A 26,267-nucleotide genomic window follows, 5' to 3' on the forward strand; every position below is an offset into this window, starting at 1 on the left:
CTCCGCTGATCAGCCGTAATAGCTTTCGCCGTTAGCTGCCATTTCACGCATTCTCGCCGTGGGCTCGTAGAGCTTGCCCAGGCTGCTGAATTTATCCGCCATCTCACAGAAGCGGGCCAAGCCCAGTTCATCCATCCAACGGAACACCCCGCCGCGGAATGCCGGGAAACCCAGCCCGTAGACAACGGCCATATCTGCCTCAGCGGGGGAACCCACAATGCCCTCTTCAAGGCAGTGCGCCAGCTCGATACACATGGGCACCATGTAACGGGCCACGATATCCTCGTCACTCAATTGGTGATAGGCGCTGATGACAGGCTTGAACAGTTCGGCAACCGACTCGTCGACAAACTTGCCGGGCTTGCCGCGCTTATCCTTCTGGTAAACATAGAAGCCTTTGCCATTTTTCTGGCCCAGGCGATCGTTCTCAAACAGCATACGGGTGGGAGAGACCTGGCAAAGATCACCCATGCGCTCCGGGTAGCCCTCCACCATGGTCGGGAAGCAATGTACGGCGGTATCAATACCGACCACATCCATCAGGTACGCCGGACCCATCGGCCAGCCCCAGGCTTCCATGACTTTATCAATGCGCTGAAAATCCGCGCCGTTAACAATCATCATGTCAAAACCAAACACCGCCGGGAACAGCACACGGTTCACCAAAAACCCAGGGCAATCGTTGACCACAATAGGTTTCTTACCCATGGCCTGAGCATGGGCCACGACCGCGGCCAGGGTTTCTTCAGAGGTCTTCGAACCGCGAATCACTTCGACCAGAGGCATGGCGTGCACCGGATTAAAAAAGTGCATACCGCAGAAGTTTTCCGGACGCTTGAGGTTACCGGCCAGTAAATCGATGGAAATGGTGGACGTGTTGGAAGCCAGAATGGCGTCCTCCCGCAGACGGGATTCAACGTCCGGCAACACCATGCTTTTCACCTTGACGTTTTCAACGACGGCTTCAATCACAATATCGGTATTTTCAATGCCGTCGTAGCTCAAGGTCGGCATGATCCGCGACAATACCGTGCCCGCATCCAGCGGTTTCATCTGGCCACGTTCCACCCGTTTAGCCAACAGCTTGTTGGCTTCATTCATGCCCAGATCAAGGGACGCCAGATTGATGTCTTTCATCATGACTGGAATACCTTTCACAGCATTCTGATAGGCGATCCCACCACCCATAATACCCGCCCCCAATGCGGTGGCATGGCCAATGGTTTTAGTGGCTTTTTTGGCATATTGCTTGGCCTGCCCACTGATGTACTGGTCATTGAGAAACATGCCGACCAGCGCCCGACACTGGGGTGTCTGGGTCAAGTCGCTGAAGGCCTGAAACTCCACCTCCAGCGCCTCATCACGGGACATTTCTGCCGCCTTCGCCAACACTTCAATTGCAACCAGCGGTGCAGGGTAATTGGTGCCAGCTTTGGCCAGCACGGCATCACGGCTGGTATGTACCGACATCCCCAGCTCGATCTCATTCATTTTCAGGGGCGACTGTTTCTGCTCGCGGCGTGACTCATAGGGCAATTCGCCCTCCGCCGCCCGCATCAGCATCTTAAGGGCTTCATCGTGAAGCAGTTCCGGTTCCACCACCGCATCCACCGCCCCGTCTTTCAGGGCGTCTGCCGCCCTCTTGTGCTTACCACCGGCAATCCATTCGGCAGCATTGTCAAAACCGATCAGGCGAGGCAAACGCACCGTGCCGCCCCAGCCGGGCATGATGCCCAGGGTCGTTTCCGGCAAGCCCACCTGCGCCTTGCTGGACATCACCCGGAAATCACAGGCAAGACAGACTTCGAAGCCACCACCAAGGGCAAAGCCGTTGATGGCCACGAGGGTGGGAAACGGCAGCGACTCGATGGTATTAAATGCATCGTTGGCCAGACCGAGAAAGCTGCGGCGCTCGGACTCGCTGGCCTTAAAAGCGTCGCCAAATTCCGTGATATCGGCCCCGGCTACAAAAACGCTTTTGCCACTGGTCAATAACAGCCCTTTCACATCTGTCTGGCTTTGCAGAGCGTTCAGCGCCTCAAGCAATTCTTTCAGGGTCGCCTGGTTAAAGACATTGACCGAACCCTTCTGGGCATCAAAGTGCAGCTCTACAAAACCGCCCTTCAAGGGCTGTAGGCTGAGCATATTCCCCTGGAACATAGGTGCTCCTCTTGTGATCAGGTGTTAGGTGGTTGCTGGCCATGCACGGGCCAGTAGAGAAATTCAGGCAAAGGATAGTAAGCAGGGGTATCGGGTGCAGCAAAGTGCTTTTGTGACCACTGAGTTCTATGCAAATGCCATCTTCGCAACAACTATAGACTAACCCGTTTGCCGATCTGTAACGAATCGCACGGGCACCAACCTAGTTTTTATGAAACAGCACTACGTCAGCATCCGGGTACAGCACCTCGGCCTGCCACTTCAGTCCCAGATGGTCAAAGGTTTCCCTGCTATAAAAGCAGATATGGGTCGGGTCATTTTTATAGTGCCAGTGGGTAAAGGCTTCACGCCCCGAAACACGCTTGGTCATCAAGCCCAACCAACCTCCGGCATTAAGCAACGACCATATCCGGTCTAACTCCTCACCCGGCCGAGACAAATGCTCCACCACCTCGGTGGCGGTAATAAAGTCATAGTGCTGCCTGAGGCATGAGTGATCAGGGGCGTAATAAGGATCAAAAATGGCCACCCGGTGACCGGCTTCGGCCATCATCAGTGACAGGGTTGGCCCCGGACCGGAACCAAAATCCAGCCCGGCAGACTTGTCCGCCAGTTTTTCCAGCAGGGGTGTGGCGAGGCGACTCAGAAATTTCCGGTAGCCCGGATCTCCCGGGTCATTTTCGTGCAAGTCGTAATGGGCCTTTTCCTCCGCTGCGGACAAATGCTGGTGCGGCGGCACAAAAACCAATCGGCATACCCCGCACTGCTGATAGTCGCGCCGACTGTCAGCCAGATAGTGCTCGACCTGTGAAGAGGCACACAGCGGACAAGGCAAGTCCGTGGCTTCAGCCATAATTTCGCTCCGGTAACAAGTCTGTTGCAGGCGGGGCTATTACCCCATAATCGCCACCTGATTGACCAGCCAAGGAAATACCCGATTACGCTCATGGAAAAAATTCAGCAGCAGATTGCCGACGAACTCAACATCAAAACCACTCAAGTCACTGCCGCCGTGCAACTGTTGGACGAGGGCGCGACGGTACCGTTTATCTCACGCTACCGCAAGGAAGTGACCGGCGGACTGGATGACACCCAGTTGCGGACACTGGAAGAACGCCTCGGCTATTTGCGCGACATGGAAGAACGCCGCACCACTATCCTCGGCAGTATTGAGGAACAGGGAAAGCTGACCCCCGAACTGAAGCAGGCCATTCTCAATGCCGATACCAAGACCCGGCTGGAAGACCTTTACCTGCCCTACAAACCCAAGCGGCGCACCAAGGGTCAAATTGCCATCGAGGCCGGGCTGGAACCCCTCGCCGATATCCTCTACAGCGACCCAACACAGGAACCGGAGCAGCGCGCCGCAGAATTTGTGGACCCCAACAAAGGCGTCCCTGATGTAAAAGCAGCGCTGGAAGGCGCCAAGTACATCCTGATGGAGCGCTTCAGTGAAGAAGCCGAACTGCTGGGTCAATTGCGTGCATTCCTGGCCAGCGAAGCCCTGATCAGCGCCAGCGTGATCACCGGGAAGGAGACGGAAGGCGAAAAATTCCGGGACTATTTTGAGCACAGCGAGCTTTGGAAGCGCACCCCCTCCCACCGGGCTCTGGCCATGTTCCGAGGTCGACGCGAAGGCATTCTCTCCATCCGGGTGGATATCCCCACGGAAACCACCACTGCGCACCCCTGTGAAACCATGATCGCCTCTCACCTGGGCATCAAACATGAAAACCGCCCCGCCGATAACTGGCTGGCGGAAGTGGTGCGCTGGACCTGGAAAATCAAACTGCACACCCATATCGAAACAGACCTGCTGGCGGAGCTGCGTGAGCGTGCAGAAGCCGATGCCATTACGGTCTTTGCCACCAACCTGCAGGATCTACTGCTGGCTGCCCCCGCAGGGCAGCGGGTCACTATCGGACTCGATCCGGGCCTGCGTACCGGCGTAAAACTGGCCGTGGTGGATAACACCGGCAAGGTGCTGGATCACGGGGCCATTTTTCCCACGCCGCCACAGAATAAAGTGCATGAGGCTGAAGCCATTCTGGTGAAACTCTGCCAGACCCACCAGGTAACGCTCATCGCCATCGGCAACGGCACCGCCAGCCGCGAGACAGAGCGTTTTGTCAAAGATGTGCTGAAGCGGCACCCGGAGCTATCCATTCAACCGGTGATCGTCAATGAAGCCGGGGCCTCGGTCTACTCCGCCTCGGAGTTTGCCGCCCGGGAATTTCCCGATCTGGATGTGACTATCCGGGGAGCGATCTCCATTGCTCGCCGCCTGCAGGACCCGCTGGCAGAACTGGTCAAGATCGATCCGAAATCTATCGGCGTGGGTCAATACCAGCACGACGTCAGCCAGATCGAACTGTCCCGCAGCCTCAATGCCGTCGTCGAAGACTGTGTTAACGCCGTGGGCGTGGAGGTCAACACCGCCTCGGCAGCCCTGTTGAATCGGGTGGCCGGACTCAACCAGACCATCGCCGACAATATCGTTGCCTTCCGGGACGAGAACGGCCCGTTCTCCAACCGTGCCGCCCTGAAAAAGGTACCGCGACTGGGAGAAAAAACCTTTGAACAGGCGGCGGGTTTCCTGCGCATTGCCAATGGCGACAATCCTTTGGATGCCTCCGCAGTGCATCCCGAGAGCTACGAGCTGGTGTCGCAGATGGCCAATGACCTGGCACAACCCCTGCAATCCCTGATCGGCGACAGTGGCCTGTTGCGCCGTATCAAACCCCAGCAGTATGTGAACGAGCGGTTTGGCCTGCCCACCATTACCGATATCCTGCAAGAGCTGGACAAACCGGGCCGCGACCCGCGACCTGAATTCAAAACCGCCACCTTTAAAGACGGTGTTGAAAGCCTGAAAGACCTGGAACCGGGCATGACACTGGAAGGCACCGTCACCAACGTCACCAATTTCGGCGCCTTCGTGGATATCGGCGTGCACCAGGATGGCCTGGTCCACATTTCGGCGCTGGCCGAGCGTTTTGTCAAAGACCCCAGGGAAGTGGTGAAAACCGGCGATATCGTCACGGTCAAAGTGATGGAGGTGGATATTCCACGTAAACGCATCGGTCTCAGCATGCGCATGTCTGACGAGCCCGGTCAGAAAACCCCGACACGGGAACATCGCGAGGGAAAAGGTAATAAAAAAGGTGGCAGACAGGCGCCACAAAGGAAACAGCAGAACCCACCGGCCAAAACCGGCACCCTGGGTGCGCTGTTTGCCGAGGCATTGAAAAAGTCCTGATCGGGGGGGCTACAGCTGTCCCTTACTAATGCCCGACTAAAGCGTTGGGCAAAGAAAAAGGCGGTCTGAAAAGACCGCCTTTTTTTGGAATGGTGGGGTGGCTGACGGGGATCGAACCCGCGACCACAGGAATCACAATCCTGTGCTCTACCAACTGAGCTACAGCCACCATTGGTCTATTGCTGCGTTCAAGCGTTGGATGGCGCACCCGGCAGGATTCGAACCTGCGACCGACGGCTTAGAAGGCCGTTGCTCTATCCAGCTGAGCTACGGGCGCTCAACACATACTCTATCGCATTTTGACGCATGAGTGAGGTTGGTCGGGGAAGAGGGATTCGAACCCCCGACATCCTGCTCCCAAAGCAGGCGCGCTACCAGACTGCGCTATTCCCCGTTATCACTCAAGTGCCCTCTTTCGAGAGGTGCGCATAATACTGGCGACGACCAGCCTCGTCAATGAAAAAGCCCCTCAATAAGGGGGTGGCGATTCCCTTCACAGGAACGAAGCGAAGTGCGAAAATGCCCGGCTTTCACTATCCAATCAGGAGCTTAACCAACCATGGCCGCACTCATCCTCGATGGCAAAGCCGTCGCACAGAAAACCGAAGCCGCACTGAGTGAGCGCGTTAACGCCCTGAAAGAGAAAAGTGGCGGTCAGACGCCGATCCTGGCCACCATCCTGGTGGGCGGCGACCCAGCCTCCGCCACTTACGTGCGCATGAAACAAAATGCCTGCAAACGGGTGGGTATGGAATCCATTGCCGTGGAGATGCCGGAATCCACCACAACCGAACAACTGCTGGCCAAGATTGAAGAGTTAAATGCCAACCCCAACTGCCACGGTATTCTGCTGCAACACCCGGTACCGGAACAGATTGACGAGCGCCTCTGTTTTGACAGCATCGCCCTGGAAAAAGACGTGGATGGCGTCACCTGCCTCGGCTTTGGTCGCATGGCCATGGGTGAATTCGCCTACGGCTCGGCGACACCCCAAGGCATCATGCGCTTGCTGGAAGCTTACGATATTCCCCTGTCAGGCAAGCACGCCGTGGTGGTAGGCCGTAGCCCTATTCTCGGCAAGCCGATGGCGATGATGCTGCTGAATGCCAACGCCACGGTGACGATTTGTCATTCCCGCACTGAAAACCTGCCAGCTATGATCGCCACTGCCGACATCGTGGTGGGCGCTGTAGGCAAACCGGAATTTATCAAGGCGGAATGGATCAAGGATGGCGCAGTGGTTGTCGATGCTGGCTATCACCCGGGTGGGGTTGGCGATATCGAACTGGCCCCACTGCACGACAGAGCAGCCGCACTGACCCCGGTTCCCGGCGGTGTCGGCCCCATGACCATCAACACTCTGATTCTGCAATCCGTGGACGCCGGCGAGAAAAAGATGGCCTGATCGGCCAACTCACCAAAGCGACAGGGCTGTGACTTCCCGTCCGACTGGACTAGGATAGGAACAGAACGGAAGGGAAAACAGCCATGCTCGCGGATCGACTGGTAGCCCACCGGGGTTACCCCAAACACTACCCTGAAAACACGCTATTAGGCATGGCGGCGGCCATTGATGCCGGCGCGCACTTTATCGAAACCGATATCCTGTTCAGCGCCGATCAGCAGCCCGTGCTGTATCACGACAACCTCATGACACGCATCAGCGGTGAGGAGAATGCGGTACACCTGCTGACCCTCGACGAACTGGTGAGCCGCTCTGCCCATGAGCCGGAACGCCTTGGCGACCAGTTTATTAACCAGACCATCACACCCCTCTGCGATCTGGTCAGCCTGCTGGAGGAACATCCGGAGGTCACCGCCTTTATCGAAATGAAACGCAGCGGCCTGCACATTGTGGGCCTGGAAGCGGCCTATGACATCGTCAGCAAGATACTCACCCCGGTCAGGGATCAGTGCGTACTGATCAGCTTCAGTGATGAATTTATCGACTATGCCCACCAGCAGGGCTTCCCCAGACTGGGGCTGGTACTGAAGGATTGGGAAGAACGTCAGGGCAATCTGATGCAACGTATCCAACCAGAGTTTATCTTCTGTGATACGGACAAAGTGCCGGAAGGCTCTTCTATGGATGAAATCACGCCCACCTGGGTAATCTACGAAGTGGAAGACCCGGATCAGGCCATTGCCTGGTTTGACCGCGGGGCCGATATGGTGGAGACCTTCGATATCGGTGGTCTGTTGGAAAATCTGGCCCACCGGGCGCTCTGAGCTTGGACGCTATTTCACCCACCTCCTCCACCTCTGAAACCACCGTCGATGTACTGGTGGTCGGCGGCGGCATTCAGGGTGCTGGCGTGGCCCAGGCCACACAGGCTGCCGGTTACCAAACACTCATTGTTGAAAAAACCGCCTGGGCGGCGGGCACATCCAGCAAATCCAGCAAATTGATTCACGGCGGCCTGCGCTATTTACAAAGCGGTGATTTTTCACTGGTGAGAGAAAGCCTGAAAGAGCGCAGTCTGCTCCTGAAGCTGGCGCCGGAGTTGGTACACAGCAACTGGTTTAGCATCCCCATTTACCACGATTCCACCTACCGTCCCTGGCAAATCCGCGCAGGACTGACACTCTACTGGCTGCTAACCGGCTGCAGCAGCGAAGGCCGCTTTGAAGTGGTCCCGTCGGCAGACTGGTCGTCCCTGTGTGGCCTCAAAACAGAAGGACTCCAGAAGGTTTTCCGCTACCGGGATGCTCAGACCGACGACACCCGCCTGACTGAAGCCGTGGTCCGCTCCGCCCAATCCCTCGGGGCTGATACCCGTTGTCCTGCCACACTGCGGTCTGCCACACAAACACCGCAGGGCTACCGGGTAGAGCTGGAAACTACTGCGGGTATCGAAACGATCCATTGTCGCTTGCTGGTCAACGCCGCAGGCCCCTGGATCAATTTGCTTGCCCGCGCTATTACCCCCCAGCCACAGATCATCGATATTGACCTGGTTCAGGGAGCGCACCTCATCCTGGATCAAAAGATCAGCGAGCAGTGTTTCTATCTGGAAGCCCCCAGCGATGGTCGCGCGGTGTTTGTGGTGCCCTGGTACGACGGCACCCTGCTCGGCACCACTGAAACCGCTTTTGACAACAACCCGGATAACACCGCGGTCAAAGATGAGGAAAGGCAGTATCTGCTTGAGGTGCTTCACCATTATTTCCCGGACTACCCCGGGCAAGTCTGCGGCGAAATGGCCGGACTCAGGGTTTTACCCAAAAAGGTCTTACCCAAAGAAGCGACGGGATTTCACCTGCGCAGTCGCGAAGTTCAGTTTGTTGAAAGTAACGGTTACCTGGCCATCTACGGCGGCAAACTCACCGGTTACCGGGCTACAGCGGAAAAAGTGCTGCAACGTGTCGAGAAGCAGTTGGGTCGCGCCAACCACATCGCCGACACCCAACACATACGCCTTTGCGAAGAGCCCAAATCGTAACCCACCGAGGTATTTCTACAGAGGTTTGGCCGTAGCCTCGGCCATCCGTTGTAACCAGTGCTGAAAACGGCCCGCCAGTTCGGCATTTTCTCCTGGGCAAAATTCATCCCCGGGATAAACCAGCCAATCCCCCGGCTGGCCCGCCAACAGAAATGCTGCCCCCCTGCCGGTGGCTTCCGTGTCCGCACTGCGTATTACTGGCAGTCCGGACAAATCCGCGAGCCGCTGACAGAAACCATCCAGTTGCGACAGGCCACCCCCCACCAGTATGCGGGTCAGCGGCTCCTGCTCACCCCGCCAGTCGCGAATGCGCAGCAGATTTACCATCAACAGGAAGACGATACTTTCCAGCACCGCCACCAAGGCGGCCTTATTGTTATTGGCATCGAGATCGACAAATCGACTACAGAAATCTCCCCGCCAATAGGGTGCACCCAGCCCTCCCACGCCATTTAAGAAAAGCGGGATGACGGTTTCGGATTTCAGCCACTGATCGAGACTCCGCTGATAATCGGCAACACCCAGTTCCGCCGCCTGTAATTCCAGCGCACTGGCTGCACCATTAACCGTTCCTTCCACCACAAACCAGCGCGCCGATTCTGCTTCAGTCCCTGTTTCGAAAATTAGCGTCTTCAGAAGTCCCGCCGGAGCTGATACCGCGGGAGCACAGCGCACGGCTATAAACGCTCCGGTTCCGGCATTGATGGTCACCTGCTCCCCGGGCAATTCTCCCTGGCTGAAAAAGGCGGCATTTTGATCACCATTGAGCAGTGCGACAGGTAACTGGAGGTCGCCAATCTGCAGGTCACCAAAGTCGCTGGCGCTGGGTTGTAACGGAGGAAGAATAGATTTTGGAATATCAAACTGCGCCAGCAGGACTTCATCCCAATCCCCCGAAGGCAAGTGCCACAACAATGTCCGCTGGGCATTGCCAGGGTCCACCGCAAAGTGATGTTGTCGGGTCAGGGCGTACAGCAGGTAACTGGCCAAAGGCCCACAAGCCAGACGCTGTTCCCACAGCGCCGCCTTCACCCCGGGAATGGTATCCAGACACCAGCGCAGCTTGCTGGCTCCGTAATGTGCATTGGGTCGCAGACCCGTGTGTAGGGCTATTTCCTCATCACTCAACGACAGTGTTTCCATATACTTGGCAGCCCGGGTGTCCTGCCAACTCAACACCGGCGACAGGGGCGCTGCTGTCTCCCGGTCCCAACACACCAGACTTGAGCGCTGGGTTACCAGCGCCGCCGCTTTAAGCCTGTGAATGTCTGCCCCCAATTGATCGGGGAGCTTATCCAGCAACCTGCGAATGGAGGCCACCACCTCAACCGGGTCCTGTTCCACCCGCCCCGGCATGGGGTGCCGGGTCTGTACCGGTTCGCGCAGTAACAACCGTTGCCTGCCCACGGCATCAAAAACCAGCACCCGGCTGCTTTGCCCACCCTGATCCATCACCAGATAGAGAAAATCATTCATGTTTTCATTAAAGCAAAGTTTTGAGCGACGAGTGTTGTTAGAGCGCGATTTCTACCGCGTAGTCAGATCAGGTTGAGATACAGGACGATCACTATCAGGTAGCGCAGGCCTTTACCGATGGCCGTCAGCAGTAAAAACAGTCCCAGATTCACCCGCATGACACCTGCCACAAATGTCAGCGGATCGCCCACCACGGGCACCCAGGCCAACAGCAGGCTCCATACCCCGTAACGCTGGAACCAATGTTGGGCCCGGTGCAGTTTTACCGGCTTGAACGGAAACCAGGAACGATTTTCAAAATGGATCAGGTAACGGCCTATCCCCCAGTTCAGCGCGGCACCCAAGGTATTGCCCACCGTTGCCACCAGCCAGAGCAACATCGGGTTGCCGTCGTCGAGAAAGGTAACCAGTGCCACTTCTGAATAAAAAGGCAGCAACGAACCCGCCCCCAGTGCACTGATAAACATCAGGAAATACATCAAGGCCTCTGCTCCAGAGCAACACTCCCTGTACTGCCGATTCCGATACTCAACGCAGCAGCAGCCCGTCGTCGATGGGAATAAATTCACTGGCGGCATTGATCAGTGCAGCAGCGGTCAGGCCGGGCACGCCATACACCTCAACCTTTTTGTTTTTATCTTCCCGCAGTTTATGCGCCAGCAGGTCAAAGTCGCCATCGCCGGAAACCAGCACTACGGCGTCTACGCCCCCGGCATATTCCATGGCATCAATGGTAATGCCCACATCCCAGTCGCCCTTGGCCGAACCATCGACACGTTGGATGAAATTTTTGAGTTTCACCTCAAAACCAATGGCCCGCAGAATATTCTGAAATTCCCGCTGCTTTTGGTCACCCCGCTCCGTGGCGTAGGCAAAGGCCTTAACCACCTCTCGCCCGGCAGTGGCCCGGGACCAGAACGCGTTGTAATCGAAATTGCAGCCGTATACCTGTCTGACGGTGTAATAGACGTTTTGCACATCCACCAACAAAAGAACTTTCTGCATGAATCACTACCGGTATTCTGATTTGAGTGGGCAAGGCTACGACAACACACCCAAGAGTGATACCCACACTGAACCTGATAGCTCCAATCTGAGAAAAAATAACACTGCAGGAATCGCCAATAGCCACCGTCTGCGCCGGGTTACCAGGTCCGGCGAAGCTGAGTATGGGTTATATCCTTTGGCTTACTTGCTGAATTGTTCAGGCAGATCAGTAAAGCGTTCCACCGTGAGAGTGGGTTGAAGACCCCAGATATCAAAGAGTGCGGCGTTGGTTAACACCATCGGCGGGTGAAATACGTGTTATGTGGATTATTTCCGTTCCGGCAGCAATACCCCTTCACTCACCAGCTTCTGCTCAATCTCTTCATGGGTCGCCTTGAGATTGGCCCAGCGTTCCGCCGTGGACGGGTGAGAGCTGTTGTAGTGTTCACGGATGCCTTCCGGGTGCTCAATCGCCATGCGCCGCCAGAACGCATTGACGACTTCGGTATCCACACCCGCATTGGCCAGGTAATACATGCCCACATAATCTGCCTCGCGCTCAAAATCCTGGCTGTAGAGGCTGCCACCCACATTGCCGAAAGTACCCTGGGTATTGACCCCGTAACCGGCGGCAATGATGTCGAAGATACTGCCCAACAGGTAGTTGCCAGTGCGTTTCTCAATATGCCCCTCGCTGTTATGGGCGAACTCATGGGCGATGACCGTCATCAATTCCTCGTCGGACTCAGCAAACCGATACATACCCGCAGTGATATAAGTGGCCCTCCCATCCGCTGCGGCGTTCAGGTCATCATCCTTTATCAGCACCACCGGGAAGGAGCAGGTGGTTACCGGCACGATATCCAGTGTCACACGCTGATCGTCCCGCTCTACCTCCAACACCAGATGCTGTTGCGACATCGGCATGGACACCGCCTCTAGGGACTTCACAAATACCTCCGAGGCGTTAGCTGCCGGTATCGTCACCCCATTCACCGAACGGATCACATCCAACTCCCGTAAGCCAGCATAGGCCGCCGGACTCCCGAAGATGACGTGGCTTATAACAATCCCATCCTTGAGTCCGTATACCCCTGAAAACAGGGTTCTGTCTTTTTTATCCAACGTGGCAGTATCTTTCCACACCCAACCCACCGACCGGATATTATCGTCGGGGCACAACGGCACGCCCGCCGTTCTTATCCGCCACGCCAGGTCCTGTAAGTGCGCGTTGCGCTCCAGGTAAACCTTTTCCGCCTCAATGCGCTGCCACTGCTGCTCCTCCAACACATCGCTCCCTGCTGGGCGGGCTATCTTGGTAGTCGGAGCACAACCCACACCCCCAAGCAGAAACAGAACTGCCATTAACAGCGGCCACACATACCGGCCACCAGCTCCCGACGATGCGGGTGAAACCGTTTTCCTATTGACTGAAAACCAGGCTGAACCAGACATGTCAGATCACCGGCGGTTGGTCGAGTGAAAGGTGCACCTCTACGGTATTGCCTTCCATAGAGCGCCTCAGTGGCAAATTCATGTTGTAGAGCACATCCAGCATTTTGTAGTTTTCGCCAAGCACGGCGGCACGAAACTCCCGATATCCTGCCGCACGGCCAATATCCACCAGATGACCCAGCAACAACGAGCCCACGCCGAGACCGTGGTATTCATCTTCCACCGCCAGGGTAATTTCTGCGGTTCTTAGCGGTAGGTCATCGCAACGGAAATAACGCGTCACGCCAACCACCAGTTCCAGATCTTCATCCACAGCAACCAGCGCCACATGGCGGTCAAAATCCGGCTCGGTGAAGTCTTTCAGCTCCTGTAACGACAGGTCATTCTTGAAATGGAAGAAGCGGCAATAGGAAGATTCGGCGCTAAGGCGGTGCAACCCCTCCTGCAACACGTCCTTGTCCTGGGGGTTGATGGCGCGTATCAGCAACCCTCTGCCATTACGCAATTGATCGCGGGCAAAAAAGCTGCGCAGTGATTCCGGCGTCGCATCCATCTGGCAAGCCACCTAAACGGGTACGTACTGACCACCCGGTTCGCCGCCGAGGCAAGGCTTTCGCAACAGGGCAAACCGGCGACGCAAACCAATGCCGCCCGTTAATGGCCAGTAACAAAAATGCAGTCTCATCGTTTAAGCGTAGCCCTTCGCACAGCCAGTAGCGCTCTTAATACTGACCGGTGACAGCGTGATTCGTCTGCACAACAATGGATTTCCAGCCCCCTAACACACGAAGCGGTAACCTGAGCTAGAGGTTTACTCGATTTTCAGGTAAGAACTTTTTTCCATAAAGGTATTGCCGGGGGTAGTAGCCGCAAATCGACTTCGCACGATAAAAATGACTTTTCTGTTGGCAATGTCATAGCGCAATTGAACCGGTGAATTCGGTGAGCTGACATTTGCAACATTAAAGGTAAAAGCGCCGAAGTCTATTCTCAGCTCATCGGTCTGGTAGGTGTATTCTACAGAATAGGGTTCAACTCCCGGCCGACCGTTAACAGAATAGTCAGCGTCGCCAACCACAACCCAGCTCCGATCAAAGAAAATCACGTCACCTCGAAATCCCGTCACCCGGTAATACTGGGATGCTCTGCGGGGATTGCGACTACCCGGCTGATGCATAGACCAAAACCCATCTATGCTGCCAACAAAGGTCTCGGGAGTAAGAAATTCTCCGAGCTTATCGACTTTACCCAATAACTCGGGAGTTGCGTCAACGTAGTAACTGATATCTGTATTTTCTATATCTTCGCTCAATGTCACGAATCCTTTTATTAGTATTTTTCCCTACTGCTTTTTGCCAGAATCGTAGCTGTTAATCACAACTACCTTCAACCCAAGAGGCACTAGCCAAGAACAATACCGGGCTAGGTTTGTCATGAATTAATCAAAGCCCTGAGATTGCCAATGGCAGCGGCTGCTGACGATAGAACTGACAGAGCAGCCGATACACTTCGGGCATTTCTTCCCGCATGTTTTCCGGGGCCTCGAAAAAGGCCTCGCTGCACACCGCAAAGAATTCCGCTGGACTGGTCAAGGCGTAATCATCGAGGGGTAATGTTCGGTGGTGTCGCCAATCATTTTGCAGGCGATCCCAGGCCGCGGTAAAAATATCGTGCCACTCACCAGGGCGCATATCCGGGTGCATCGGCGGCGCGCCGTTGGCGCCATCCCGCAGCATATCCAGCTTGTGGGCCAACTCGTGAATCACCACATTATTGGCCTTACCGTGGCGGGTATGGGCACCGGTTTCGCAAATATCCTGCCAGGACAAAATCACCGGCCCCCGATACCAGGCTTCGCCACTCAGCCCCGGTCCCCGGGAATGCTCGACGCCATCCTCGGTGCGATAGGGGCGGTTCGGTACAAAAGCATCTTCGTAGAGAATCACCGTCTTCCAGCGGTCATACCAGTCCAAACCAAGATGCAGCACCGGCACGCAGGCCATGGTGGCGACCTTCAGGCACATGGCATCGGTGAATTGAAAGCCGCTGCCGGAAGCGAAGGTTTTGCGCACCAGAAAGCGGAAGCACATATTCCGCAGGGCGTCGCGCTCGGCACCCTGATAGCGATGCATCACCGGCCAGTCGGCAATGGCGGACTCCCACTGCTCGGCGGTAAAACCCATTTTTTTAATGCGGCGGTTTTCCAGCCAGTTGCGCAGTCGGTTAAACATATTTAGTGCACTATATCTAACTTCAGATAACTGTCTGAAAGATTGGAAGAAGAAATAGTTTTTTCTTTGATATTGATTTCATTCACCATTCGCTTTAACCGTCATACTTTCACTTTTTGGCTTGATTTCGTAGTACGTAACCAGAACATAGCTGAGCAACCACATTGATAACCAAACACCTATGACAAGTGCAAGTGAAAGCCAAAAAGAGCCACTTAAAAGCAAAAAGAAAAGACAAATCAAATGAATTACAGTAGCAATTAAAAGGCAAAAAAGGACAACCGATAAAAGATATCCATCTTCGCTAGAATTTATAGCTAAAAGCGAAAGTCCCAAACCAAGTGACAGAAAAATTGGACATATTAAAATCAAGCCAAACATAACTAAATCTGGGCTTGCTAGATTACTAAGAATAAACCCAAATGAGATACCTCCTTGCCCATAAGCAATCGCTTTCAGTAACTCATGTATTCCTTTGGAATCATTTTTTGACAAATACTGTTGAAAAAATGGTGCAACAAAAGAAAGCACTCTTTTAATTTTTTCATTGAAACCATTCATATAGATATTCTCGCAATCCATTAACATTCATCTACAACCCCCTTTCCCATTCCTGCCTTAGGGAGATTACTCCGGGCTGGTGAATCGCTGTACGCACCTGCTGCAGCAACTGCTCTTTATCGCGGTTGAGGGTGCCTTTCAGTATCAGGTAGTTGGAGGCGTGGTCACTGCGGAACACGGTGCGCTCCAGTTGCAGGGTATCCAGCAGTATTTCCATTTCTCCAAACAGTTGCCGCTGAGTCAACGGTTGGTATTCGCCGCCAAACCCTTGCTGAAAGCGCTCTTCACCCATCGGGAAACTCACCACCAGGGTGGATAGGAATTCTGGCTGGGTGTCGTTCATCAACTTCGCTGAATTTATCGCGTGCTGTTCGGAATATTGCTGGCCACCGAGGCCATTGAGAATCATCACCGAGCTTTTCATGCCCGCCTGCTTGATCTTGTGCAGGGCGTCCAGTGACGAGGCGTAGGTTTCGCCCTTATCAATTTTTTCCAGCACCAGATCGTCGCCGGATTCGCAGCCCACGTACATCAGGCTGAGGCCGAGCTGTTGCAGCTCCGCCAGTTCCTCGACAGATTTGTTTTTCAGGTTGCGGGGCAGGCAGTAGGAGGAGATACGCTGCACGTTCGGCAGATATTGGCGGATAGCCAGCAGGATTTCCCTGAGGCGGCGGAAGGACAATGTCATGGCGTCGCCATCGGCCAGAAATACCCGGCGCACCGGGTAGCCGCTGGCAGCCACCTGTTGTAGTTCGCTTTCGATATCGGATTGGGGTTTGACGCTGAATTTTTTCTGCGGTGCGGTGTACATCTCGCAGAAGGTGCAGTTGTTCCAGGAGCAGCCGTTAGTCACCTGTATGATCAGTGAGCGGGCTTCGCTGGGGGGACGAAATACAGGTTCGATATAGCTAAACAATTATCTTTACCTCCCCTGCTCTGTATCTATTTACAACAATTATTCCCTGCGCCAGGTAGTGCCTTCGCGAGAGTCTTCCAATACTACACCCTGCGCGAGCAGATCTTCACGAATCTGATCGGCACGCGCAAAGTCGCGATTTTTCTTGGCGTCGGCGCGCTCAACGATCAGTGCTTCGATCTGTGCAGCATCGAGGTCACCCTCGCCCCCACCTTGAAGGAAGGCTTCGGGGTCGGCATCGAGAATACCAAAGATACCCGCCATGGCTTTCAGTTCCGCCACCAGTTGGCGCGCCCGTGCCTCATCAGTCTTGGCCTGGGTGTTGATATCCCTGACAAGGTCATACATGGCCGCCAGCGCTTCGCGGGTGTTGAAGTCGTCATCCATGGCGGTCACAAAGCGCTGGTAGTAGTCGCTGTCTTTCAATGTGTCCAGCGCAACGGGCTGCACATCGGCGAAGGGGCGTAGCGCGGTATAGAAACGTTCCAGCCCGCCCTTGGCCTCAATCAGATTTTCTTCCGAATAGTTGATGGGGCTGCGGTAGTGGCTGGACAGCAGGAAGTAGCGCACCACTTCCGGGTGATATTTTTTCAGCACTTCGCGGATGGTGAAGAAGTTACCGAGGGACTTGGACATTTTCTCGTCGTCCACACGCACGGCACCGGCATGCATCCAGTAATTAACGTACTGCTTGCCGGTGGCGGCTTCGCTCTGGGCAATTTCGTTTTCGTGGTGGGGGAACGGCAAGTCCGGGCCTCCGCCGTGGATATCGAAGGTCTCCCCCAGACAGCAGATGGACATGGCAGAACATTCAATGTGCCAACCGGGACGACCGGGACCCCAGGGGGAATCCCAGCTCACTTCGCCGGGCTTGGCGCTTTTCCACAGGGCAAAATCCCTCGGGTCTTCCTTGATGTCACCCACCTCAACCCGGGCACCGGCCAGCAGGTCTTCAGGATTCTTGTTGCTCAGTTTGCCGTATTCGGGGAAGCGGCTGATACGGTAGTAAACATCGCCATTGTCCGCCACGTAGGCGTAATGGTTATCCACCAGAATCTGCACCATGTCGAGAATATCGTCCATATGGCCGGTGGCGCGCGGCTCAATATCCGGGCGCAGCACGCCGAGGGCATCCTCGTCTTCGTGCATGGCATCGATCATGCGGTCGGTAAGATCGGTAAACGACTCGCCATTTTCAATGGCGCGGTTGAGAATCTTGTCGTCCACGTCAGTGATATTGCGCACGTAGGTGACATCCCAACCCTGAGAGCGCAGGTAACGGGTGATGACATCAAACGACACCATGACCCGCGCATGACCGATATGGCAGTAGTCGTAGACGGTAATACCGCACACATACATGCGGATTTTTCCGGCCTCGATGGGTTTGTAAACCTCTTTCTGCCGCGTCAGGGTGTTATACAGTGTCAGTGCCATGGTACTCAGTTCTTTCGGTTTGTCGGGCCACGGTGCAGCCCGTTGTGAATTCAGTAATGTTTGGAATAGTTACTCAGCTTTTCCAGGTATCCCGCAGGCCAATGGTGCGATTGAATACCGGTTTGTCGGCGCTGCTGTAGCCGCTGTCGAGACAGAAATAGCCTTCCCGCTCAAACTGGTAGTGGTCTCCCACACCGGCTTCCGCCAGACCGATTTCACCCTTGCAGCCCTGTAGAATCTGTAGCGACTCCGGGTTGATAAAATCGAGGAAGTTGCGGTCACCCGCTTCCGGGGACGGATCGCTGAACAGGCGGTCGTATAGACGCACCTCGCAGTCCACACACTCTGTGGCGGAGACCCAGTGAATGACGCCACGGGGGCGGATACCTTCGGGCGGGTCCTCGCCGATGGTGCCGGGAATAATTTCCGCAATGATCTCAACAATCTCACCGCTGTCGTCTTTGACAAAGTCGTTGGCCTGAATCACATAAGCGCCGCGCAGCCGCACCCACTCGCCGGGCACCAGCCGCTTGAATTTTTTGCGAGACAACGAGCTGTCTTCATTGAAGTCTTCGCGGTCAATATAGATTTCCCGAGTGAATGGCAACTGGCGCTCACCTAGATCATCGCGGTTGGGGTGACAGGGGGCGGAGAGCATTTCCACTTCGCCCTCAGGCACGTTGGTCAGCGTGACTTTCAACGGCTTGAGTACGCACATGGCGCGGGCGGCGTTGTCGTTCAGGTCATCGCGGATAAAGTGTTCGAACTGGGCCATGTCCACCACGCCGTCGGTTTTGGCCACGGCAAGGCTGTCGCAGAAGTTGCGAATGGCCGCAGGGGGTACGCCGCGACGGCGCAGCCCGGAAATGGTCGGCATGCGTGGGTCATTCCAGCCGTCCACGTGGTTCTCATCCACCAGCTGCTTGAGTTTGCGCTTGCTGGTGATGTTGTAATTGAGGTTGAGGCGACCAAACTCGTACTGGTGGGGTTTGGAAGGCACCGGCAGGTTTTCGATAAACCACTCATAGAGAGGGCGGTTGGCGGCAAATTCCAGGGTGCAGATGGAATGGGTGACACCCTCAATGGCGTCCTCCTGCCCGTGTGCAAAATCGTAGGACGGGTAGATGTTCCATTTATCACCGGTGCGGTGATGGGCGCGTTTCTTGATGCGGTACAGCACCGGGTCGCGCAGGTTGATGTTGGGCGATGCCATATCAATTTTGGCCCGCAGGGTCATGCGGCCTTCGTCGATTTCGCCGTTTTTCATCTGCTCCAACAGCGCCAGGCTTTCCTCCGCCGGGCGGTCGCGCATGGGGCTGGGTTTGCCCGGTTCCTTGAGGGTGCCACGGTATTCACGCATCTGCTCGGCATTCAGCTCACAGACAAAAGCCTTGCCCTCACGGATCAGTTGCTGTGCCCAGGCATACAACTGGTCGAAATAATTGGAGGCATAGCGGATCTCGCCATCCCACTGGAAACCGAGCCAACGCACGTCCTCAATAATGGCCTGAACGTATTCGTCTTCTTCCTTTTCCGGGTTGGTGTCATCAAAGCGCAGGTTGCAGGCGCCGCCGAACTGGGCCGCCAGACCAAAGTTGAGGCAGATGGATTTGGCATGACCAATATGCAGGTAGCCGTTGGGCTCCGGCGGGAAGCGGGTCACGACTTTATTGACCGTACCCTCGTCGAGGTCGCGGGTAATGATCTGCTGAATGAAATTGAGCGGTTTGCTGTCGTCTGCCATACTGCCGGGCCGTCGTGGCCATCCCCCTGAAAAAGAGCCGGATTATAGCGTTCAGGGAACAGCGTATAAACAACTGATACACCCAAAGCCCGAGTTTTCAGAGCATAGCCCTGCATGCAACCCAACACACGCGCCATTCTTTATCTGCAACTCTGCCTGCTGTCATTCCTGATCGGCGACTCACTGGCGAAGAAACTGCTGGCGACAATTCCTTTGGGACAGGTGATGTGCCTGCGCACACTGGTCTCTTTAGTCGTGCTGACAGCCATGGTCATCGCCACCGGTCGCCTGGCGCTACTAAAAACCCGCAGGCCGGTTCATCACTTCCTGCGCAGCCTGTTTTTTGCGCTGATCAGCCTGGGCTATTACGTGGCGGTGAAATATTTTCCCATGAGCGCCGTAGCGGCAGCGCTGGCCGGGGCACCCATTATCATCTCAGCCATTTCACCCCTGCTTCTGCGCGAACATGCCAACAGCATCCAGTGGATTGCCACTATCACGGGATTTGTCGGCGTGAGCCTTGCCCTGAAACCGGATCTGTCCAGCATAAGCTGGAATTACCTGGCGCTGCTGACACTGCCGGTGTCCTACGCCGGCATGATTCTCTGGTCCCGTTATCTGTCGCGCACGGAATCGGACTGGTCGCTTAATTTCTATTTCTACTTCCCGCTACTGGTGCTGGCGTGGTTCTGGCCTGCCGAATGGGTCCCCCTGACAGCCATGGAGCTGCTGCTGATTTTTATCTCCGGCAGCGGTTGTGCCGCGGGGTTTATTCTGATGGTGGCGGCCTTTCGCATTGGCAAACCCGTGGTGGTAGCACCGTTTGAATACACATCCATCATCATGGCCGCCGGTGTGGACATGCTGTTCTGGCAATTTTTCCCGGATTACGTGATGTGGGTGGGCATTTCCCTGATTTTGCTATGCGCTGTTATTCAGGCCTGGCAGGCGCGTATCGAACCCCCTGCCATCACACCGCACCTGCGGGCCGAGGACACCCATCGTCCTTGACCTGAAAACACAACCCGATGGTGTTTGCATCCCCCTCTGAAAAACGTAACATACCCCCCACTTAAGACAGTTATAGGAAGCACGTTACATGATTACCCTGCACACCAATTATGGCGACATCAGCATTGAACTGAACTTTGAAAAAGCGCCAGTATCTTCTGCCAACTTCCTGAAATACTGCCGTGATGGTTTTTATGAAGGAACGATTTTTCACCGCGTGATCGACGGCTTCATGATTCAGGGCGGTGGTTTCACCCCCGATATGCAGCACAAGCCTGCGGGCGATCCCATTGAGAACGAAGCGGACAACGGTCTGGCCAACGCAACCGGCACCCTGGCCATGGCACGCACCAGCGACCCGCATTCTGCGAGCTCACAGTTTTTTATCAACGTGTCTGACAACGCTTTCCTGAACCACAGTGGCAAAAACCCCCAGGGTTGGGGCTACGCAGTATTCGGTAACGTTGTGGATGGAATGGATGCGGTCAATGCCATCAAAGGTGTGGCTACCGGCCGCCACGGCATGCACCAGGATGTCCCCAAGGAGCCGGTGGAAATCCAGAAAGTGACCATCAGCGATGCCTACGCGGACAAGTAATTACCGCGCGACAGGGTTGGCCGATTTGCGCTGATGTCTACGCTGCTGATCTCCGACCTGCATCTCTCTCCAGAACGCCCGGCGGTAACCCGGGCGTTTTTTGCTTTTCTGCACGACAAAGCCCGCGAAGCCGAAGCGCTCTATATTCTCGGCGACCTTTTCGAATCCTGGATTGGCGACGATGACCCGGCGCCACTGCCCCGGGAAGTGATCGGAGAGCTGAAACAGCTCAGCGACAGCGGCACCCTTCTCTACTTTATGCATGGCAACCGCGATTTCATGATCGCTCGCCGCTTTGCCCGTGAAACCGGCTGCACACTGCTGCCTGATCACTACGTGGCCCGGCTGGCGGGTGAACCGGTGCTGCTGATGCACGGCGACACCCTGTGTACCGATGATGTGGATTACCAGAAATTCCGCCGTATCTCCCGCTTCCGTCCACTGCAGTTTGTCATGCGTCACTTGCCCCTAAAAAAACGCCAGAAAATTGCCGCCGACCTGCGCCGCAAAAGCATGTCTGCCAACGCCAACAAAGCAGACAACATTATGGATGTGTCCCCCGTGGAGGTGGAGCGGATGATGCGGGCGTACGATGTAAAGCGGCTGATCCACGGCCATACCCACAGGCCCGACCGACACCGGCTACCCTGTGGGGAGCGTCTGGTACTGGGTGATTGGCACCATCACGGCTGGTATATCGAGATTGAGAAGGATCGGGAGCCGGAGCTGATTTCTTTTCCGATTGAAGACTAGGCCTATTCTGCCCGCAGGGCGTCGATAGGACTGAGCCGCGTGGCATTCAAAGCTGGCCTTACTCCCGCGATCAGACCGATCAGCATGGAGGCCATCAGCGCCACCGTAACAATTTCTCCTTTCAGAGCCACCGGCAATGCCGGCACAAACAACTGTACTGCAACAATTAACAGGGCAATCGCCAACACACCGGCCAAACCGCCAATCAATCCCAGCATAACCGCCTCACCGAGAAACAAGTTCCGCACCTGACCCCGGGTACTGCCCAACGCCCGCAGCAGCCCCACTTCCGAGGTGCGCTCGGTGACGGTAATCATCAGGATGGTGGTAATACCTACCGCTCCCACCAAAAGGGAGATCGCCCCCAGCCCGCCACCGGCATATTTGAGAATGCGCAGGATATTGTCCATGGTGGCCATCATCTGGTCCTGGGTGACGATGGTGAAATCCTCAAAACCGTGGCGCTCGATCAGCAGCCGCTTGACGTTATCTGTCAGCCGGTCGGTGGGCACGGCGGGACTGTAGAAAATATCCACTTCCATGAGGCTCTCGCGGTTGAAGATCTGCAGCCCCTTGTTGGCAGGAATGTAAATCATGTCATCCAGGTCAGTGCCGAGAAACTGGCCCTTTGGCTCCATGACGCCGATCACCCGAAAACGGTTGCCACCGATGTGCACGAATTCACCAAGCGGACTGGTATTACCGAACAGTTCCTGCTTGAGCTTGCTGCCCAGAACGGCAAAGGCCCGCGCTCGATGTACATCTTCAACCGGTAGAAAGGACCCTTGGGACACTTCCAGCTTCCAGGCTTTATCCGCCAGCGCCCCCACACCGGCAACTTCGGTATAACGACTGCGTCCCAGCGCCTTGATCTGCGCAGTACCAAACACCACAGGCACCACCTGCTCCACCCCGGGAATGCGCTCCAGCGCCTCGGCATCCTCCAACGAAAGGGGCCGGGTGGTATTGAGAATACCCCCGAGGCCAAAGGTCTCGGTCTTTCCCGGGGTGACGGCCACAATGTGGCTGCCGAACTGTGTGAACTCCTGAATCACGAACAGCCGCAATCCCTCCCCCAGGGAGCTGAGCAAAACCATGGCGGCAATACCGATGGCAAAGCCGACAATGGTCAGGGCTGAGCGCATCCGCTGCATCCACAGGGCACGAAAGATCCAGCGCAGATAGTCCAGAAACTTCATTGATCCTGACCCCGCATGGCCAGTACCGGGTCGAGGGCTGCCGCCCGGCGTGCCGGGATCAAGGAAAATATCAGCCCGGACAGTAATGCTGTGCCCACGGCGGCGGGAATGGACCACCAGGGCGGTGCCAGCGGAAATACCGGCCACAGTCGTGCCAGAACGTTCACCACCACCCAGGCCACCACAATACCGGCCACCGATCCCAGACTAACCAGCAGCAACGATTCCCCGAGGAACAGTTGCCGCACCTGGCGACTGCTGCCGCCGAGGGCTTTTAGCAAACCGATCTCCTTGCGCCGCTGGCTGACGGATATCAGGCTGATATTCATGATCAGGATGCCCGCCACCAACAGGCTGATGGCAGCAATGGCAGCGATGGCCAAGGTCAGGGTGGTCAGGATATTGTTGAAGGCGGCCAACATGGAGTCCTGACTGATCAGGGTAATGTCGTCATCGCCCTCGTGGCGCTCGCGAATAATGGCTTTGACCCGATCCTCGGCGCGCTTGAAGTCGGCGTTGCCATCCAGCTCCATCAACACCCGAAACAGGCCCGGGGTATTGAACATCTGCTCGGCGGTGCGAACCGGCACGATAATCATGTCCCGCAGATCCAGCCCGAGGGATTCCCCCCGCTCCTCCAACACTCCGATCACTCGCATGCGGCGGTCGCCTACCCTCACCCACTCACCAATGGCGCGGCGATTACCAAACAGTTCATTTTTCAGCTTTGAGCCCAATACACAAACGGCCATGGCCTCGCTGCGGGCGCGCGCTGGCAGTACTTCGCCCTGAGCCACGTTCATCTTCCGCACCTGAAAAATCGCCGCGGTTGTCCCCAGCACGATGACTTCCCTTGAGCGGCTGGATAATGCAACAGAAGCAGTCCCGGCAATCACCGGTGCCACAGCGCGAACAGCGGGGATGCGCTCCAATGCCTGGGCATCTTCCAGAGTCAGGTCACGGGGTGCTGTGCCATAAATAGGGGGGGCTCCACCGGTGGTTTCCTTACGCCCGGGAAGAATGATCAACAACTGGTTGCCGAGGGCAGAAAATTCCCGGTCTACATAACGGCGGGCGCCCTCTCCCAGACTGGTAAGCAGAATCACCGAGGCCACCCCAAGCCCCACTGCCAGTAACAGCAACCCGGTGCGCACCCGGTGGCGCAAAAATAGCTGGCTGTTAAAGCGCAGTTGATCCAGTAGCAGCATCGCTGTCACCGGTATCCTTCTCTATGCGGCCATCCACCATGCGGATGCGCCGTCGTGCCCGCTTACCGAGGGCCATGTCATGGGTCACCACCAGCAGGGTGATACCCTCGCGATTGAGATTTTCCAGCACGTCCACCACCTCATGGCCGGAGGCCTGATCGAGGTTTCCGGTGGGTTCATCCGCCAGAAGAATGCGAGGTTTCATCACTATCGCCCGGGCAATGGCCACCCGCTGCAGCTGGCCACCGGAAAGCTGGTTGGGACGGTGGGTGGCACGCTCTGCCAAGCCTACCTGCTCCAACACGTCGAGGGCACTCTGGCGGCGTTGTTTGGGACTGATGCCCGCCAGCATCATCGGCAATTCGACATTTTCCAGCGTGGTCAGGCGGTTGATGAGATGAAAGGCCTGAAAGATAAACCCGATGTAGTCGGCCCGCAAACGGGCCCGCGCTTCCTCTCCCAGGGTTTCTGTGGCGGTGCCGTCCAGGCTGTATCGGCCACTGTCCGGCCGGTCCAACAGCCCAACCATATTCAGCAGGGTGGATTTTCCCGACCCGGAGGGCCCCATCACCGACAGGTACTCACCGGCATTGATGGTGATACTCACATCCTGCAGGGCACGCAAGGGAAATTCCCCAACCTGGTAGGTTTTATTGATGCCATCCAGTTCAATCATTGGCTGACGGTCCAACCTTCGCCGCAGCCCCCGCCTCGACGCCGGAACTGCCAATGTTGCTGACTATCTGGTCACCTTCCCTGAGGCCACCCAGCACTTCCGTATAACGCCAGTTGGCCAGCCCTTTCTCAATCGCCTGGCGCTGCAGCACACCATCACCATCCAGCACCAGTACGAACGTCTCGTCCACCACCAACTCAGATGGGATACGCAGAGCGTTATCCCCGCTGTCGAGAATAATTTCCATGTCCGCACTGTATCCAGCCAGCAGTTTTATCCCTTCAGGCAGGGCGGAGAGCTCAGCTTCCACCTCAACAGTGCGAGCCTGTTTTTCCTGATCGAGGATGTAGGGGGAAATGCGGCGCACCTTGGCCGGAAAGATCTTATCTCGGAAAGCATCCAGAGTTACCCGAACAGGCAGCCCTACGTCGATTTCCGACGCATCTACCTCGTCAATGGGTGCACTGATGTAATGACAGCCATCGGTCAGCAGGTCGATAGCGGGGGGCGTCATGACGCCGGGTGGGGAGGGCGTGGCATACTCACCAACTTCCCCGGTGACCTCAGCCACTGCGCCGTCGAACGGGGCTCTCAGGAAGGTCTGCTCAAGTAAAGCACTGGCGGTGGACACCGCTGCCCCGGCCTGCACGACCCGAGCCTTAGCGGCTTCGCAACTGGCGGAACTGGCCTCGGCCTTGGATTTCGCCAGATCCGCAGATTCTTCGGACACCAGGTTCTTGCGCGCCAGGTTGGTAAGGCGTTTTGCCTCGCGCTGGTCGGACTCGGCGGCGATACAAATACTCTGTTGCTCCCGCTGTGCTGAAAGCTCGGACGCTTTGGCTACTTCGAGCTGTGCTGCTCGGTCCTCGTTCCACAACACCATCAGCAATTGACCGGCTTTGACCTGATCGCCCTCTTTCACCAGCAGTTGGTCGATGCGCCCACCGATGGACAGCGCCAGTCGTGAGCGCTGACAGGCTTTAACCGTACCTGCCCGGGTGTTGGCTACGGTACGCTCCACAACACCGCGCTCCACCGTTGCCATTGTCACAATGACCGGCTGCGGTCGCGACCAGTAATAAAAGAGCCCGGCGATGACGACCACCACCAGCAGAGTAACCAGCCACTTTCTCATTCAGCCATTCTCCCTGTG

Annotated in this window: 24 protein-coding genes and 3 tRNA genes; 7 read left to right on the forward strand and 20 right to left on the reverse strand. The window is 56.1% G+C overall.

The genetic code is table 11. The annotated features are described in order from the left end of the window. Positions 1-9: 9 nt before the first annotated feature. Together fadB and Q8A57_RS02335 are read right to left on the reverse strand one after the other, a co-directional pair. Complete coding sequence (fadB, locus tag Q8A57_RS02330; RefSeq protein ID WP_305169313.1) at positions 10-2,160, reverse strand: fatty acid oxidation complex subunit alpha FadB; 2,151 nt, start codon at positions 2,158-2,160, stop codon at positions 10-12. 202 nt (positions 2,161-2,362) lie between these two features. After that, complete coding sequence (locus tag Q8A57_RS02335; RefSeq protein ID WP_305169314.1) at positions 2,363-3,013, reverse strand: class I SAM-dependent methyltransferase; 651 nt, start codon at positions 3,011-3,013, stop codon at positions 2,363-2,365. A 93-nt stretch (positions 3,014-3,106) separates the two neighbouring features. Here Q8A57_RS02335 and Q8A57_RS02340 point away from each other — a divergent pair, with 93 nt between their 5' ends. Next, the gene (locus Q8A57_RS02340; protein WP_305169315.1) at positions 3,107-5,419 is read left to right on the forward strand and encodes a Tex family protein; all 2,313 of its coding nucleotides are present in this window, start codon (positions 3,107-3,109) and stop codon (positions 5,417-5,419) included. 93 nt (positions 5,420-5,512) lie between these two features. On the opposite strand, the gene Q8A57_RS02345 is transcribed toward Q8A57_RS02340, so the two are convergent. The 3 genes from Q8A57_RS02345 to Q8A57_RS02355 form a co-directional block, all read right to left on the reverse strand. Beyond that, positions 5,513-5,588: transfer RNA gene (locus tag Q8A57_RS02345), tRNA-His, on the reverse strand. Positions 5,589-5,619: 31 nt separating this feature from the next. Then, positions 5,620-5,696, reverse strand: a tRNA-Arg gene (locus Q8A57_RS02350). Between the two features lie 40 nt (positions 5,697-5,736). Beyond that, positions 5,737-5,813: transfer RNA gene (locus Q8A57_RS02355), tRNA-Pro, on the reverse strand. Between the two features lie 165 nt (positions 5,814-5,978). Here Q8A57_RS02355 and folD point away from each other — a divergent pair. The 3 genes from folD (at position 5,979) to Q8A57_RS02370 (ending at position 8,862) form a co-directional block, all read left to right on the forward strand. Further along, entirely contained in the window at positions 5,979-6,824 is an 846-nt protein-coding gene (folD, locus tag Q8A57_RS02360) for a bifunctional methylenetetrahydrofolate dehydrogenase/methenyltetrahydrofolate cyclohydrolase FolD (protein WP_305169316.1), read from the forward strand. Between the two features lie 83 nt (positions 6,825-6,907). Next, positions 6,908-7,648, forward strand: a complete 741-nt coding sequence (locus Q8A57_RS02365; protein ID WP_305169317.1) for a glycerophosphodiester phosphodiesterase family protein — start codon at positions 6,908-6,910, stop codon at positions 7,646-7,648. A 2-nt stretch (positions 7,649-7,650) separates the two neighbouring features. Continuing rightward, positions 7,651-8,862, forward strand: coding sequence for a glycerol-3-phosphate dehydrogenase/oxidase (locus tag Q8A57_RS02370; protein WP_305169318.1), 1,212 nt, complete (start codon positions 7,651-7,653; stop codon positions 8,860-8,862). A gap of 15 nt (positions 8,863-8,877) precedes the next feature. Here the strand turns inward: Q8A57_RS02370 and Q8A57_RS02375 are convergent, their stop codons facing one another. The 11 genes from Q8A57_RS02375 to Q8A57_RS02425 form a co-directional block, all read right to left on the reverse strand. Then, on the reverse strand, positions 8,878-10,338 hold the full coding sequence (locus Q8A57_RS02375; protein ID WP_305169319.1) for an FGGY family carbohydrate kinase: 1,461 nt from the start codon (positions 10,336-10,338) through the stop codon (positions 8,878-8,880). 62 nt (positions 10,339-10,400) lie between these two features. Then, the gene (locus tag Q8A57_RS02380; protein WP_305169320.1) at positions 10,401-10,817 is read right to left on the reverse strand and encodes a YqaA family protein; all 417 of its coding nucleotides are present in this window, start codon (positions 10,815-10,817) and stop codon (positions 10,401-10,403) included. 49 nt (positions 10,818-10,866) lie between these two features. Beyond that, positions 10,867-11,343: an NYN domain-containing protein gene (locus Q8A57_RS02385; protein ID WP_305169321.1), complete on the reverse strand. Its 477-nt coding sequence runs from the start codon at positions 11,341-11,343 to the stop codon at positions 10,867-10,869. Between the two features lie 309 nt (positions 11,344-11,652). Then, positions 11,653-12,690: a M48 family metallopeptidase gene (locus Q8A57_RS02390; RefSeq protein ID WP_305169322.1), complete on the reverse strand. Its 1,038-nt coding sequence runs from the start codon at positions 12,688-12,690 to the stop codon at positions 11,653-11,655. 91 nt (positions 12,691-12,781) lie between these two features. Beyond that, the gene (locus Q8A57_RS02395) at positions 12,782-13,333 is read right to left on the reverse strand and encodes a GNAT family N-acetyltransferase (RefSeq protein WP_305169323.1); all 552 of its coding nucleotides are present in this window, start codon (positions 13,331-13,333) and stop codon (positions 12,782-12,784) included. 258 nt (positions 13,334-13,591) lie between these two features. Beyond that, positions 13,592-14,092, reverse strand: a complete 501-nt coding sequence (locus Q8A57_RS02400; protein ID WP_305169324.1) for a hypothetical protein — start codon at positions 14,090-14,092, stop codon at positions 13,592-13,594. Between the two features lie 130 nt (positions 14,093-14,222). After that, positions 14,223-15,011: a M90 family metallopeptidase gene (locus Q8A57_RS02405; RefSeq protein ID WP_305169325.1), complete on the reverse strand. Its 789-nt coding sequence runs from the start codon at positions 15,009-15,011 to the stop codon at positions 14,223-14,225. 78 nt (positions 15,012-15,089) lie between these two features. Beyond that, positions 15,090-15,572: a hypothetical protein gene (locus Q8A57_RS02410; RefSeq protein ID WP_305169326.1), complete on the reverse strand. Its 483-nt coding sequence runs from the start codon at positions 15,570-15,572 to the stop codon at positions 15,090-15,092. A gap of 31 nt (positions 15,573-15,603) precedes the next feature. Next, positions 15,604-16,488 (reverse strand): radical SAM protein, encoded by an 885-nt coding sequence (locus Q8A57_RS02415; protein ID WP_305169327.1) that lies wholly within the window; start codon positions 16,486-16,488, stop codon positions 15,604-15,606. Positions 16,489-16,527: 39 nt separating this feature from the next. Then, the gene (cysS, locus tag Q8A57_RS02420; RefSeq protein ID WP_305169328.1) at positions 16,528-17,925 is read right to left on the reverse strand and encodes a cysteine--tRNA ligase; all 1,398 of its coding nucleotides are present in this window, start codon (positions 17,923-17,925) and stop codon (positions 16,528-16,530) included. A 73-nt stretch (positions 17,926-17,998) separates the two neighbouring features. Continuing rightward, complete coding sequence (locus tag Q8A57_RS02425) at positions 17,999-19,669, reverse strand: glutamine--tRNA ligase/YqeY domain fusion protein (protein WP_305169329.1); 1,671 nt, start codon at positions 19,667-19,669, stop codon at positions 17,999-18,001. Between the two features lie 114 nt (positions 19,670-19,783). Between Q8A57_RS02425 and Q8A57_RS02430 the strand changes: the two genes are divergently transcribed. The 3 genes from Q8A57_RS02430 (at position 19,784) to Q8A57_RS02440 (ending at position 22,031) form a co-directional block, all read left to right on the forward strand. Further along, positions 19,784-20,680, forward strand: coding sequence for a DMT family transporter (locus Q8A57_RS02430; protein WP_305169330.1), 897 nt, complete (start codon positions 19,784-19,786; stop codon positions 20,678-20,680). An 88-nt stretch (positions 20,681-20,768) separates the two neighbouring features. Beyond that, entirely contained in the window at positions 20,769-21,278 is a 510-nt protein-coding gene (locus Q8A57_RS02435; protein WP_305169331.1) for a peptidylprolyl isomerase, read from the forward strand. Between the two features lie 33 nt (positions 21,279-21,311). Next, positions 21,312-22,031 (forward strand): UDP-2,3-diacylglucosamine diphosphatase, encoded by a 720-nt coding sequence (locus Q8A57_RS02440; RefSeq protein WP_305169332.1) that lies wholly within the window; start codon positions 21,312-21,314, stop codon positions 22,029-22,031. Positions 22,032-22,033: 2 nt separating this feature from the next. Here the strand turns inward: Q8A57_RS02440 and Q8A57_RS02445 are convergent, their stop codons facing one another. From Q8A57_RS02445 to Q8A57_RS02460, 4 genes are read right to left on the reverse strand one after another with little or no spacing between them, the layout of a single operon-like run. Next, positions 22,034-23,230, reverse strand: a complete 1,197-nt coding sequence (locus Q8A57_RS02445) for an ABC transporter permease (protein WP_305169333.1) — start codon at positions 23,228-23,230, stop codon at positions 22,034-22,036. Continuing rightward, complete coding sequence (locus Q8A57_RS02450) at positions 23,227-24,438, reverse strand: ABC transporter permease (RefSeq protein WP_305169334.1); 1,212 nt, start codon at positions 24,436-24,438, stop codon at positions 23,227-23,229. Before Q8A57_RS02450 ends, Q8A57_RS02445 begins: the two co-directional genes overlap by 4 nt. Continuing rightward, entirely contained in the window at positions 24,410-25,114 is a 705-nt protein-coding gene (locus Q8A57_RS02455; RefSeq protein ID WP_305169335.1) for an ABC transporter ATP-binding protein, read from the reverse strand. Before Q8A57_RS02455 ends, Q8A57_RS02450 begins: the two co-directional genes overlap by 29 nt. Next, positions 25,107-26,249 (reverse strand): efflux RND transporter periplasmic adaptor subunit, encoded by a 1,143-nt coding sequence (locus Q8A57_RS02460; RefSeq protein ID WP_305169336.1) that lies wholly within the window; start codon positions 26,247-26,249, stop codon positions 25,107-25,109. The genes Q8A57_RS02455 and Q8A57_RS02460 overlap by 8 nt, the downstream gene beginning before the upstream one ends. Positions 26,250-26,267 lie beyond the last annotated feature (18 nt).

The sequence above is a fragment of the Porticoccus litoralis genome, from assembly GCF_030676955.1.
Taxonomy (GTDB): domain Bacteria; phylum Pseudomonadota; class Gammaproteobacteria; order Pseudomonadales; family Porticoccaceae; genus Porticoccus; species Porticoccus litoralis.

Coding starts and splice junctions, on each gene's coding strand:
- fadB (WP_305169313.1), bottom strand. CDS start 2,160: ATGTTCCAGGGGAATATGCTCAGCCTACAGCCCTTGAAGGGCGGTTTT.
- Q8A57_RS02335 (WP_305169314.1), bottom strand. CDS start 3,013: ATGGCTGAAGCCACGGACTTGCCTTGTCCGCTGTGTGCCTCTTCACAG.
- Q8A57_RS02340 (WP_305169315.1), top strand. CDS start 3,107: ATGGAAAAAATTCAGCAGCAGATTGCCGACGAACTCAACATCAAAACC.
- folD (WP_305169316.1), top strand. CDS start 5,979: ATGGCCGCACTCATCCTCGATGGCAAAGCCGTCGCACAGAAAACCGAA.
- Q8A57_RS02365 (WP_305169317.1), top strand. CDS start 6,908: ATGCTCGCGGATCGACTGGTAGCCCACCGGGGTTACCCCAAACACTAC.
- Q8A57_RS02375 (WP_305169319.1), bottom strand. CDS start 10,338: ATGAATGATTTTCTCTATCTGGTGATGGATCAGGGTGGGCAAAGCAGC.
- Q8A57_RS02380 (WP_305169320.1), bottom strand. CDS start 10,817: ATGTATTTCCTGATGTTTATCAGTGCACTGGGGGCGGGTTCGTTGCTG.
- Q8A57_RS02385 (WP_305169321.1), bottom strand. CDS start 11,343: ATGCAGAAAGTTCTTTTGTTGGTGGATGTGCAAAACGTCTATTACACC.
- Q8A57_RS02390 (WP_305169322.1), bottom strand. CDS start 12,690: ATGGCAGTTCTGTTTCTGCTTGGGGGTGTGGGTTGTGCTCCGACTACC.
- Q8A57_RS02395 (WP_305169323.1), bottom strand. CDS start 13,333: ATGGATGCGACGCCGGAATCACTGCGCAGCTTTTTTGCCCGCGATCAA.
- Q8A57_RS02405 (WP_305169325.1), bottom strand. CDS start 15,011: ATGTTTAACCGACTGCGCAACTGGCTGGAAAACCGCCGCATTAAAAAA.
- Q8A57_RS02410 (WP_305169326.1), bottom strand. CDS start 15,572: ATGAATGGTTTCAATGAAAAAATTAAAAGAGTGCTTTCTTTTGTTGCA.
- cysS (WP_305169328.1), bottom strand. CDS start 17,925: ATGGCACTGACACTGTATAACACCCTGACGCGGCAGAAAGAGGTTTAC.
- Q8A57_RS02425 (WP_305169329.1), bottom strand. CDS start 19,669: ATGGCAGACGACAGCAAACCGCTCAATTTCATTCAGCAGATCATTACC.
- Q8A57_RS02430 (WP_305169330.1), top strand. CDS start 19,784: ATGCAACCCAACACACGCGCCATTCTTTATCTGCAACTCTGCCTGCTG.
- Q8A57_RS02435 (WP_305169331.1), top strand. CDS start 20,769: ATGATTACCCTGCACACCAATTATGGCGACATCAGCATTGAACTGAAC.
- Q8A57_RS02440 (WP_305169332.1), top strand. CDS start 21,312: ATGTCTACGCTGCTGATCTCCGACCTGCATCTCTCTCCAGAACGCCCG.
- Q8A57_RS02445 (WP_305169333.1), bottom strand. CDS start 23,230: ATGAAGTTTCTGGACTATCTGCGCTGGATCTTTCGTGCCCTGTGGATG.
- Q8A57_RS02450 (WP_305169334.1), bottom strand. CDS start 24,438: ATGCTGCTACTGGATCAACTGCGCTTTAACAGCCAGCTATTTTTGCGC.
- Q8A57_RS02455 (WP_305169335.1), bottom strand. CDS start 25,114: ATGATTGAACTGGATGGCATCAATAAAACCTACCAGGTTGGGGAATTT.
- Q8A57_RS02460 (WP_305169336.1), bottom strand. CDS start 26,249: ATGAGAAAGTGGCTGGTTACTCTGCTGGTGGTGGTCGTCATCGCCGGG.